Origin of the sequence: Nonomuraea sp. NPDC049758 (assembly GCF_040674635.1) — a bacterium.
Taxonomy (GTDB): Bacteria; Actinomycetota; Actinomycetes; order Streptosporangiales; family Streptosporangiaceae; genus Nonomuraea.
Genome location: NZ_JBFAMZ010000003.1, coordinates 662,927 through 672,710 on the forward strand (window position 1 = coordinate 662,927; position 9,784 = coordinate 672,710).

Annotated in this window: 14 protein-coding genes and 1 tRNA gene; 8 read left to right on the forward strand and 7 right to left on the reverse strand. The window is 71.7% G+C overall.

What is annotated here, in order from left to right:
• Window positions 1-51 precede the first annotated feature (51 nt).
• The 3 genes from nhaA to AB0J46_RS11225 all read left to right on the forward strand — a co-directional run bounded on the left by nhaA (window position 52) and on the right by AB0J46_RS11225 (window position 2,715).
• Complete coding sequence (nhaA, locus tag AB0J46_RS11215) at window positions 52-1,848, forward strand: Na+/H+ antiporter NhaA (protein WP_364329522.1); 1,797 nt, start codon at window positions 52-54, stop codon at window positions 1,846-1,848.
• A gap of 36 nt (window positions 1,849-1,884) precedes the next feature.
• Window positions 1,885-2,361, forward strand: coding sequence for a hypothetical protein (locus AB0J46_RS11220; RefSeq protein WP_364329525.1), 477 nt, complete (start codon window positions 1,885-1,887; stop codon window positions 2,359-2,361).
• An 84-nt stretch (window positions 2,362-2,445) separates the two neighbouring features.
• Window positions 2,446-2,715 carry a hypothetical protein gene (locus AB0J46_RS11225; RefSeq protein ID WP_358283989.1) on the forward strand — a complete coding sequence of 90 codons (270 nt, stop codon included), beginning with the start codon at window positions 2,446-2,448 and terminating at the stop codon, window positions 2,713-2,715.
• Window positions 2,716-2,736: 21 nt separating this feature from the next.
• Here AB0J46_RS11225 and AB0J46_RS11230 read toward each other — a convergent pair whose 3' ends face one another.
• Window positions 2,737-3,192 carry a hypothetical protein gene (locus tag AB0J46_RS11230; protein ID WP_364329529.1) on the reverse strand — a complete coding sequence of 152 codons (456 nt, stop codon included), beginning with the start codon at window positions 3,190-3,192 and terminating at the stop codon, window positions 2,737-2,739.
• A 46-nt stretch (window positions 3,193-3,238) separates the two neighbouring features.
• Between AB0J46_RS11230 and AB0J46_RS11235 the strand changes: the two genes are divergently transcribed.
• From AB0J46_RS11235 to AB0J46_RS11245, 3 genes are all read left to right on the forward strand, one after another.
• On the forward strand, window positions 3,239-4,210 hold the full coding sequence (locus AB0J46_RS11235; protein ID WP_364329532.1) for a YafY family protein: 972 nt from the start codon (window positions 3,239-3,241) through the stop codon (window positions 4,208-4,210).
• A 185-nt stretch (window positions 4,211-4,395) separates the two neighbouring features.
• A complete protein-coding gene (locus AB0J46_RS11240; protein ID WP_364329535.1) occupies window positions 4,396-4,725 on the forward strand; it encodes a hypothetical protein in 330 nt (109 codons plus the stop codon).
• A complete protein-coding gene (locus AB0J46_RS11245; RefSeq protein WP_364329626.1) occupies window positions 4,683-4,931 on the forward strand; it encodes a cellulose binding domain-containing protein in 249 nt (82 codons plus the stop codon). The genes AB0J46_RS11240 and AB0J46_RS11245 overlap by 43 nt, the downstream gene beginning before the upstream one ends.
• Here AB0J46_RS11245 and AB0J46_RS11250 read toward each other — a convergent pair.
• Complete coding sequence (locus AB0J46_RS11250; RefSeq protein WP_364329630.1) at window positions 4,817-5,077, reverse strand: hypothetical protein; 261 nt, start codon at window positions 5,075-5,077, stop codon at window positions 4,817-4,819. The genes AB0J46_RS11245 and AB0J46_RS11250 overlap by 115 nt on opposite strands.
• Between AB0J46_RS11250 and AB0J46_RS11255 the strand changes: the two genes are divergently transcribed.
• Window positions 5,071-5,553, forward strand: a complete 483-nt coding sequence (locus AB0J46_RS11255; RefSeq protein ID WP_364329538.1) for a hemerythrin domain-containing protein — start codon at window positions 5,071-5,073, stop codon at window positions 5,551-5,553. The genes AB0J46_RS11250 and AB0J46_RS11255 overlap by 7 nt on opposite strands.
• 44 nt (window positions 5,554-5,597) lie before the next feature.
• Here the strand turns inward: AB0J46_RS11255 and AB0J46_RS11260 are convergent.
• Both AB0J46_RS11260 and AB0J46_RS11265 read right to left on the reverse strand, forming a co-directional pair.
• Window positions 5,598-5,670, reverse strand: a tRNA-Ala gene (locus AB0J46_RS11260).
• Between the two features lie 66 nt (window positions 5,671-5,736).
• On the reverse strand, window positions 5,737-6,648 hold the full coding sequence (locus tag AB0J46_RS11265) for a TetR/AcrR family transcriptional regulator C-terminal domain-containing protein (RefSeq protein WP_364329541.1): 912 nt from the start codon (window positions 6,646-6,648) through the stop codon (window positions 5,737-5,739).
• 155 nt (window positions 6,649-6,803) lie between these two features.
• On the opposite strand from AB0J46_RS11265, the gene AB0J46_RS11270 reads away from it, so the two are divergent.
• Complete coding sequence (locus tag AB0J46_RS11270) at window positions 6,804-7,991, forward strand: FAD-dependent monooxygenase (RefSeq protein WP_364329544.1); 1,188 nt, start codon at window positions 6,804-6,806, stop codon at window positions 7,989-7,991.
• 9 nt (window positions 7,992-8,000) lie between these two features.
• On the opposite strand, the gene AB0J46_RS11275 is transcribed toward AB0J46_RS11270, so the two are convergent.
• The 3 genes from AB0J46_RS11275 to nadD form a co-directional block, all read right to left on the reverse strand.
• Entirely contained in the window at window positions 8,001-8,630 is a 630-nt protein-coding gene (locus AB0J46_RS11275) for a histidine phosphatase family protein (protein ID WP_358283976.1), read from the reverse strand.
• On the reverse strand, window positions 8,627-9,022 hold the full coding sequence (gene rsfS, locus AB0J46_RS11280; protein WP_125639389.1) for a ribosome silencing factor: 396 nt from the start codon (window positions 9,020-9,022) through the stop codon (window positions 8,627-8,629). Before rsfS ends, AB0J46_RS11275 begins: the two co-directional genes overlap by 4 nt.
• Before the next feature lie 91 nt (window positions 9,023-9,113).
• Complete coding sequence (nadD, locus tag AB0J46_RS11285; protein ID WP_364329549.1) at window positions 9,114-9,731, reverse strand: nicotinate-nucleotide adenylyltransferase; 618 nt, start codon at window positions 9,729-9,731, stop codon at window positions 9,114-9,116.
• Between the last annotated feature and the right edge of the window lie 53 nt (window positions 9,732-9,784).

Below are 9,784 nucleotides of genomic sequence, written 5' to 3' on the forward strand. Positions count from 1 at the left end.
GCCGCCTTCGGGGCGGGTTCTAAGATCGGATCTCCGGGGGGAGATCTGACGATGTTGCGGGCGTTCTTCAAGACCGAGGCGGGCAGCACGAGCGTGCTGCTCGTGGCCACCGCCCTGGCCATGGTCTGGGCCAACTCGCCGTGGGCCGGGACCTACGAGTCGTTCTGGCACCTGCCCATGGGCATCTCGTTCGGCGACGCGGTGTTCTCCCTCGACCTGCGCCACTGGGTCAACGACGGCCTCATGAGCGTGTTCTTCTTCCTGATCGGCCTGGAGGTCTCCTACGAGGTGCGGCTCGGGCAGCTCAGGGACCGGCGGCTGATCGCCGTCCCGGCCGTGGCCGCGCTCGGCGGGATGCTCGTGCCCGCCGCCGTCTACCTCGCGCTCAACCTCGGCGGCCCCGGCGCGGGCGGGTGGGGTGTGCCGATCGCCACCGACACCGCGTTCGTGCTGGGCGTGCTGGCCGTCGTCGGCGCGCGCTGTCCCGATCCGCTGCGGGCGTTCCTGCTGACGCTGGCCATCGTGGACGACGTGCTGGCCATCATGATCATCGCGATCTTCTACACGGCCAGCCTCCAGCTCACCGCGCTCGTCGTGGCCGTCGTGCTGCTGGCGGCGATCGTGCTGCTGCGCTGGCTGAAGATCTGGCGGGCGCCGGCCTACATCGCGCTCGGGTTCGGCTTGTGGGTCGCGACGCTGGAGAGCGGCATCCATCCGACGCTCGTGGGCATCGCGCTCGGCGTCCTGGTGTTCGTCTACGCCCCCAGCGACCAGAAGCTGCTGCTGGCGGGCGAGGCCGTCCAGGAGTTCACCACCGAGCCGAGCGCGCGGGCGGCCAGGGAGGCCTCGCGGCGCGTGCAGCGCGCCGTCTCGGTCAACGAACGGCTCCAGCTCCGCCTGCATCCCTGGAGCAGCTACGTGATCGTGCCGGTGTTCGCCCTGGCCAACGCCGGGGTGCGGCTCGACGGCGAGACCCTGCGGGCGGCGCTGACCTCGCCGATCTCGCTCGGCATCGCGCTGGGGCTGCTGCTCGGGAAGTTCGCCGGGATCTCGCTCGGCACGTGGCTGCCGCTGCGGTTCGGCTGGGGCATCCTGCCGGGGAACCTGGTGTGGGGGCAGCTGCTGGGCGGCGCGGCGGTGTCCGGCATCGGGTTCACGGTGGCGCTGTTCATCGTCGACCTGGCCTTCGACGACCCGGCGATCCAGAGTCAGGCCAAGATCGGCATCCTGGCCGGGTCGTTGCTGTCCGCCGCGCTGGGCTGGGTGGTCTTCCGGCTGGCCTGGGACCGGGGCGGCGTCTGCGCGCCGCCCGAGGCCGAGCCCGACGAGGAGCTGCCCGACGTGCTGTCGGTGCCGGTCGGCCCTGACGACCACGTACGGGGTCCGGCGACCGCGAAGGTGACCATCGTCGAGTACGGCGACTTCGAGTGCCCCTACTGCGGCCGTCTCCACCCCGTCCTGGACGAGATCCTGCGCCGGAACCCCGACGTCCGGCTGGTCTTCCGGCACTTCCCGATCCGGACGCTGCACCCCCGGGCCGCGTCCGCCGCCATCGTCTCCGAGGCCGCCGCCGACCACGGCCGGTTCTGGGAGATGCACGACATCCTCTACGACAACCAGCGTTTCCTCACCGACGCCGACCTCGAACACTACGCCGCCGAGCTCGACGTCGACCCCTGGGCGGACGTGGCCGGGCACGCCTCCCGCATCGCGCTCGACGAGGCGTCGGGCAAGGAGAGCGGCGTACGCGGCACCCCCACCCTGTTCCTGAACGGCCGCCGGCACAAGGGCGGTCTCGACCTGCAGTCGATCAGCCGTGCGGTGGAAGAACTGCGCGGATCCCCGTAACGTCGCCCGAGTCCCCCTTCTGGCTGGAGTCGCCCCATGAGTTTCCTCAACATGCTCACGAACCTGCTCCCCACCCTCATCACCGCCCTGCTGCTGGTGGTGGGCATCGTCGTGATCGGGATGAACAGACGGCACGTGGGCCGCGCGGCCACGCTCGGCATGTCGGGCTGCGGCCTGCTGCTGATCGGCACGCTGATCAACCTCGTGCTGAGCATCCTGACCCAGACGCTGATCGAGTCGTACGGCTCCAGCATGATGGCCGTCCTGCCGTTCGCCTACCTCATCTCCTCGCTGTTCCACCTGGCCGGCATCGGGCTGCTGATCTGGGCCGTCGTCGCGCGCCGCGCCGCCCCCCAGCAGCAGCGGCCGCAGGGCCCCGGCTGGCAGCAGCCCCCGCAGCCGTACCACCAGCCCTACCAGCAGCCCGGCCCCCAGGGCGGCCCTCAGGGCGGTCCCCAGGGTGGCTGGCAGCCGCCGCAGCCGCCGCACGGCGGCGATCAGAGCGGTTACTGAGCCTTCCGACGTCTGGACCGCGTTTCACCGGCAAGTATGACAATGTCGATGAAAGCCACCTCCAGAGCCGCGTCTGAGGGGATCATGAAGCGAGAGCCGCAGGAGCCGGACCCGAACCAGACCGTCCGACATCGCGTCCCGCACCCGGAGCACCCTCCCCAGGGCCCCCCGGAAGCGCCGTACACGCAGAGCCTGCCCTACACCCCCGACATGCTCCCCGACGTCCCCCTGTACGAGCCCCCGCCGCCGCCGAAGTCGGCCTGGCGGTGGGTGGTCCTGGTGGGCGGGCTCCTGCTGCTGGTCGCGGTGGTGGCCGTGGCCACGGTTCTGTGGGTGCGCGGCCAGGCGTCCTGAGGCCCGGACGAAGCACCCCGCTCAGGACGCCCGGGTGAAGTCCATCGTCCAGTTGGTCTCCCAGGTCTGGCCGTCGTCCGCCGAGAAGGCCTGCTCCCACCTGGCCCGGTGCTCGTCGACGACGGTCCAGACGAACCGGCAGCGCACCGGCCGGCCCTCGTGGGTCTCCTCGCCGTAGAACTCGCCCCGGTTCCCGGTGAACGCGCCCACCATGGGCCGGGTGTCCAGCGTGCCGGTCGCGCTGCTGGCCCAGTAGATCGACCACTGCCGGGTCGCGGGGTTGTGGAGGCGCACGGTCATCCCGTGCCGGCCCTTGGTGGGGAAGGCGATCTCGTCGAAGCTGGCCGCGCCGTCGAAGTGCCGGGTCGCGACCGAGCGGCCGGGGAACTCGTCCCATTCGTCGCTGCCGGCCAGCGGCTTGAGGAGCCTGCGGTTGGCCACGTCCCAGGTGCCGGCGAGGAAGTCGAAGTCGTTCATGCGGGCGAACGTACGGCCGGGTCACTGACATGTAGTGTCAGTGTCCGTGCGCGCCTCCCGCCTGGTCTCGATCCTGCTGCTGTTGCAGACGCGCGGCCGCATGACGGCCCACGACCTCGCCGAGCGCCTGGAGGTCTCCGTCCGCACCATCTACCGCGACATGGAGTCCCTGCACGCCGCCGGCATCCCGCTCTACGGCGACGCCGGGCCCAACGGCGGCTACCAGCTCCTCGCCGGCTACCGCACCCGCCTCACCGGGCTGACCACCGACGAGGCGGAGTCCTTGTTCCTGGCCGGGCTGCCCGGCCCGGCGGCCGAGCTGGGCCTCGGCGCGGTGGTGACCGCCGCCCAGCTCAAGCTGATGGCCGCGCTCCCCGTCGAGCTGCGCGACCGCGCGGGCCGCATCCAGGAGCGGTTCCATCTCGACGCGCCCTCCTGGTACCGGGACGCCGAGCCGGTCACGTACCTGCCGGCCGTGGCCGACGCCGTGTGGAACGAGCGGCCCGTCCAGGTCACCTACCGGCGGTGGAAGGCGCCGCAGGAGGTGGAACGGCGGCTGGAGCCGTACGGGCTGGTGGTCAAGGCGGGCCGCTGGTACCTGGTGGCGCGCTGCGGCGAGCACGTGCGCACCTACCGCGTCTCCCAGATCCTCGACCTGCACGCCCTCCCCGAGACGTTCGCCAGGCCGGACGACTTCTCCCTGGCGGCGTACTGGCAGGGCTACCTGGCCGAGTTCGAGGCCAGGCTGCGGCGCGGCGAGGCGGTGGTGCGGCTGTCACCGCGCGGCCTGGAACGCCTGCCCGACCTCATGACGCCCGGCGTCGCGGCGGCCGCCCGGGAGACCGCCGAGCCGCCGGACGCCGAGGGCTGGACGCGGGTCACCCTGCCGATCGAGTCGCACGACCACGCGCTCGGCGAGTTCCTGCGGCTCGGGACCGACGTCGAGGTGCTGTCCCCGCCCACGCTGCGCGAGGCCCTGGGCGCGGCGGCGGCGCAGCTGGCCCGGCGCTACGCCTGACCCGAAAGTTTCACGCCTCCTGCCCGGCCTGACCCACGTCAGAGCCCGGCGGGCAGTCCACCCATGGCAGCTCCGAAAGTTTCTTTTCATATTCGCAATATTTCAGGCGAACGAGAGGAACCCGATGAACCTGAGAGCTCGACTGGCGGGCGCCGTGATCGCCGTCGCCGCCGCTGCTGGTCGCCGTGCACTACTGCACCGGCTCCGGCCCCGCCTTCCACTCCGGCACGAAGTTCGCCGCGCTCGCCGACCGCCACAAGTTCATCGTGATCCACCCCGAGGACGCCACCCTGCGCCACCCGAACTTCCAGGAGGAGATCAAGCAGTGGACGAACGTCCACGGCCTGACCCAGACCCCGAGCCTCACCGACCAGCCCCAGCCCGGCTGGACCAGGACCAGGTACGGCAGCACGGGGACGACCGCGCCGGTCGAGGCGGTGAGCGTCCAGGGCGCCTCACGGCCGCCGTCGCGATCACCAACACCGGCGCCACGGCCCTGCCCTCATGGGCGCTGAGCTTCACGCTGCCCGCGGGCCAGACCGTCACCTCGGCCTGGAACGCCACCCTCTCCCCTGCCACGGGCCAGGTCACCGCCAGGAACGTCGCCTACAACTCGACGATCGCGCCCGGCGCCTCGACGTCGTTCGGCTTCCAGGCCACCCACACGGGCAACACCGCCCCGCCGGCCGCCTTCACCCTCGACAACAGCCCCTGCGCCTGACGCCGGGGCACGCCGTTCAAGGGCCGGGCCTCTTCGGGGCTCGGCCCGCCGAGTTGATTCGCCGCGAAAAGCATGATCTGATCCCGGATCAGCGTCGCAGTGCACCCGGCCAGGAGACCGCCGCGGGCATGGAGGCGCCGTGACATCGGACACGACCATGAACGACTTCCCCGAGCCGGCCCGCCGTCTGGCGGCCTTCGGCAACCAACTGATCGACGTGCATCTCCGGCTCCGCGAAGAGCTGGCCGGGCTGCGCGAGACCGCCGGCCGCGGCGGCTCCCTGCGCGACCTGCGCACCCACTGTCTGACCTTCTGCTCGGCGATCACCACCCACCACACCGGCGAGGACGCCACGGCCTTCCCGGTGCTCGCCGCCGAGTTCCCCGAACTGCGCCCCGTCCTTGAGGAGCTGCGCCGGGACCACGAGCAGGTGGCCGCAGTCCTGCGCGACCTGGAAACCCTGCTGACCGCCGACGCGCCCGCCACCCGTGACGTGCGCACCGAGCTGGACGGCCTGTCGGCCCTGCTGGAATCGCACTTCGTCTACGAGGAGAAGCGGATCGTCGCCGCCCTCAACGCCCTGCCCGCCACGACGTGGACCGCTCCGGCGTTCCTGGACTGACGCGCGGCCGAGCCTGACTGCCCGAACCAGGGAAACAATCTGTGTGGAGCTATGGGGATTCGAACCCCAGACCTCCTCCATGCCATGGAGGCGCGCTACCAACTGCGCCATAGCCCCTGGTCACCGCTGCGGGATCACCCGTTGCGGCGCTCCGAGAGCATATAGCCATCCGCGCCCTTTCGCCTAATCGCCCGGCCGCCGTCCCCGCTGCGCCCGCGCCACCAGCACGGCGAGCCCGTCGAGCTGCCCGCGGAGCCCGAACTCGAAGACGGAGTCCAGGTCCAGATCCACCCCGGGATCCGTGACCACCTTCGCCAGAGTCGGGAAGGCGCCGGAGGCGAGCAACTCCGCCATCTCCCCTTCGTGCTCGCTCAGCCAGTCGTCCTCGGTCACTCCGGTCTCGGTACGCGCCTGCAGCTCCGCCTCCAGGGCCACGGCGGCGCCCCGGACGAAGTTCACCAGGGACACGACGGCGTGCAGCATGGCGCCGGCGTCGAGGCCGAGCCCGTCCAGGGCGCGCAGCAGCCGTTCGGTGGACGCCATGCCGTTGGGCACGAGCTGCGGCCGGGTCAGCGAGACCGCCTGCGCCAGCCACGGATGCCGCAGGTGCACCCGCCACAGCTGCCGGAGCTCCAGCTCCAGCCGGGCCCGCCAGTCGCGCGGCGGCTGCCCGGCGGGCGGCTCCTCGCCGTAAACCGCGTCGATCATGAGCCGGACGAGCTCGTCCTTGCCCGCCACATGCCGGTACAGGGACATGGCCGAGGCGTCGAGCTCGGCGGCCAGGCGGCGCATGGACACGGCGGCCAGCCCCTCCCGGTCGGCGACCCTGATCGCCTCGCGCACGACGCGCCGCGCGGTGAGGTCCTGCGCCGCCCGCCGCACGGGCCCGGCGACGACGGTCCCGACCCCCGGCACGGCCCGCGTGAGCCCCTCCTCGCGCAACCTGCCGAGGGCCCTGGTCGCGGTGGCCATCGCCACGCCCCACTCGCGGATGATCTGCCGGGTCGAGGGCACCTTGTCCCCCGGCGCCAGCTCGCCGGCGGCGATGCGGTCGCGCAACTCCGCCACGATCCGCAGATACACGGGCCGATCCACGGCCACCCCTTTCGCAGCACTAGTGCACCAGGCTCGGCGCACCCGTCGGCACCTTCTCACCGCACTAGTGCGCCGGGCGACCCTCTTGCCTGCTGGAAAACCCGAACCTACGGTACGCGTACAACGTACATGGCGCACTACCAAGGGAGGCCTCCGTGCAGACCGTCCTCATCTCCGGCGGCGGCGTCGCCGGGCCCACGCTCGCCCACTGGCTGGGACGCCTCGGGTTCCGGCCGACCGTCGTCGAACGCGCCCCCGCCCTGCGCACCGGCGGCCAGGCCGTCGACTTCCGCGGCGCCCCGCAGCTGGAGGTCCTGAAGCGCATGGGCGTGCTGGACCCGATCAGGGCGGCCCAGACCGGCATGGGCGACATCGCCATCGTCGACGGCGACGGCAGACGGCTGGCCAGGCTGCCGTCGGAGGTGTTCAGCGGCGACGTGGAGATCCTGCGCGGCGACCTGACCCGCATCCTGAACGAGGCCGCCCCCGCCGAACGCCTCCTCGGCGACTCGATCACCTCCATGACCGAGCGCCCCGACGGCGTGCACGTGACCTTCGAAAAGGCCGCGCCCCGCACGTTCGACCTGGTCGTCGGCGCGGACGGCATCCGCAGCAAGGTGCGCGAGCTGGCCTTCCCGGCCGCTCCCCTGCGCCATCTCGGCTTCTACGGAGCCGTCTTCTCCGTCCCCGGCACGTACGGGCTGGACCACGACGGCCTGATGCACAACGTGCCGGGCCGCTGCGCCACCATCGTCCGGACGAACGGCCGGACCAGGGCGTCGCTCGACTTCGCCACGCCCCCGCTCGACGTCGGCCACCGCGACCACGAGGCGCAGCGTGCCCTGGTGGCGCGGGCGTTCCGGGGAGTGGGCTGGCAGGTCCCGTCCCTGCTGGCGGCCATGGACCGGGCCGAGGACTTCTACTTCTGGCAGGCCGCCCAGGTCGTCCTGCCCCGGTGGTCGTCCGGCCGGGTGGCGCTGGTCGGCGACGCCGGGTACGCCCCCGGCCCCGGCGGCATGGGCACGGGGCTCGGGATGATCGGCGCGTACGTGCTGGCCGCCGAGCTGGCCGCGGCCCCCGGCGACCACAGCGCCGCCTTCGACGCCTACGAGCGGCGGATGAGACCGTACGTCGAGGTGTGCCAGAAGCAGGCCGAGGGGGCCGACAAATACCTCGTGCCGGGCACGCGGGCGCGGATCCGGTTGCGGAACCAGATGATGCGCATGCTGCCGTACCTGCCGGGCAAGGGCATGGTCAAGCGGATGACGGACAAGGCCGCGAGCGCCGTCACGCTGCCGGACCATCCCCGGCAGGGCGCTCGCCGCCCCGCGCAGCCGGCCTGAGCCGGTCGGCTACGCCTCCGCGTCAGGGCGGTCGTCGCTGCTGATGGGCTCGGGCAGGGTGCCCGCGTTGTGTTCGAGCAGCCGCCAGCCCTGACGGCCCTCCTGCAGCACCGACCAGGAGCAGTTGCCCAGCCCGCCCAGCGCCGGCCACAGCTCCTCGGGCAGGCCGAGCAGCTCGCAGATGCCGAGCCGCAGCGCGGCGCCGTGCGAGGCGACGACCAGGAGCCCGTCGTCGTCGAGCTTGGCCGCCCACTTGCGCATGGAGGCGGCCACCCGGGTCGCGACCTCCGAGACGGGCTCGCCGTCGGGGGCCTCCCAGGCGATGTACTCCTCGGGCCAGCGCGCGGCGATCTCGTCGCGCGTCAGCCCCTCCCACTGGCCGCCGCCGCGTTCGCGGAAGTCCTTGTCGACGGTCACGTCGAGCCCCACGAGCCTGCCGAGCGCCAGGGCCGTGTCATGGGCGCGCTGGAGGTCGGAGGAGACGATGAGGGTGGGCCGCAGCGAGGCCAGCAGCGAGGCGGCCCTGGCCGCCTGCGCGACGCCGGTCTCGTCGAGCGGAATGTCGGAGTGGCCCTGGAAGCGGTGCTCCACGTTCCACAGGGTCTGTCCGTGGCGGAGGCAGACGATCCGCCTGCTCAACTGCGGGCCCGCTGCATGTTGGCGAGCATGACGCTCTCCGGCAGGCCGATGGCCGGGCAGTCCTTCCACAGGCGCTCAAGGGCGTAGAACGTGCGGTCTTCCTCATGCTGGACGTGCACGACGATGTCGATGTAGTCGAGCAGCACCCAGCGGCCCTCGCGCTCGCCCTCGCGGCGCACGGGCTTGGCGTCGGCCTCGGTGCGCAGCCGGTCTTCGATCTCATCGACGATGGCGCGGACCTGGCGGTCGTTCGTGGCGGAGCAGAGCAGGAAGGCGTCGGTGATGACGAGCTGCTCGCTCACGTCGTAGGCGAGGATGTCATCGGCCAGCTTGTCGGCCGCGGCCTCGGCGGCGATCTGGACGAGCTGAACGGATCTGTCGGATGCGGTCACGATGCGGGTCTGTCCTCCTGTGTCGGCAGCATGCCCATATACCGAGGGTACCCTTCCAGGCCGAAACCCCTCACCCACGGCGCGGAGAGCTTCAGCCTTCCCCGTGATACAACCCTCGTTTGTTGATGTACTGCACGATTCCGTCCGGCACCAGATACCAGATCGGCTCCCCCTTGGCCACCCGCTGACGGCACTCCGACGACGAGATGGCCAGCGCGGGGATCTCCAGCAGGGTCACCCTGCCCTCGGGCAGCCCGGGATCGTGCAACGTGTGCCCGGGGCGGGTGCAGCCCACGAAGTGCGCCAGTTCGAACAGCTCGTCGGCGTCCTGCCAGCCCAGGATCGCGCCGAGCGCGTCGGCGCCGGTGATGAAGTACAGGTCCACCTGCGGGCCGTAGACGTTGGAGATGTCCCGCAGCGTGTCGATGGTGAAGGTGGGGCCGGGGCGGTCGACGTCCACCCTGCTCACGGAGAAGCGGGGGTTGGAGGCCGTGGCGATGACCGTCATCAGATAGCGGTCCTCGGGCGCCGACACCTCGCGTCCGGACTTCTGGTACGGCCGCCCGGTCGGCACGAACACGACCTCGTCGAGGTCGAAGTGATGGGCGACCTCGCTTGCTGCGACCAGGTGGCCGTGGTGGATGGGATCGAAGGTCCCGCCCATCACACCCACCCGCCGCTTCCCCGGGATCCCAGGCGCGTTCATCATGAGTCGGACCCTACGCGGACGCGGTACCCGAACATGACGGCACCCCCCTTGGT

Coding starts and splice junctions, on each gene's coding strand:
- nhaA (WP_364329522.1), top strand. CDS start 52: ATGTTGCGGGCGTTCTTCAAGACCGAGGCGGGCAGCACGAGCGTGCTG.
- AB0J46_RS11220 (WP_364329525.1), top strand. CDS start 1,885: ATGAGTTTCCTCAACATGCTCACGAACCTGCTCCCCACCCTCATCACC.
- AB0J46_RS11225 (WP_358283989.1), top strand. CDS start 2,446: ATGAAGCGAGAGCCGCAGGAGCCGGACCCGAACCAGACCGTCCGACAT.
- AB0J46_RS11230 (WP_364329529.1), bottom strand. CDS start 3,192: ATGAACGACTTCGACTTCCTCGCCGGCACCTGGGACGTGGCCAACCGC.
- AB0J46_RS11250 (WP_364329630.1), bottom strand. CDS start 5,077: ATGTCACGGCGCCTCCATGCCCGCGGCGGTCTCCTGGCCGGGTGCACT.
- nadD (WP_364329549.1), bottom strand. CDS start 9,731: ATGATGAACGCGCCTGGGATCCCGGGGAAGCGGCGGGTGGGTGTGATG.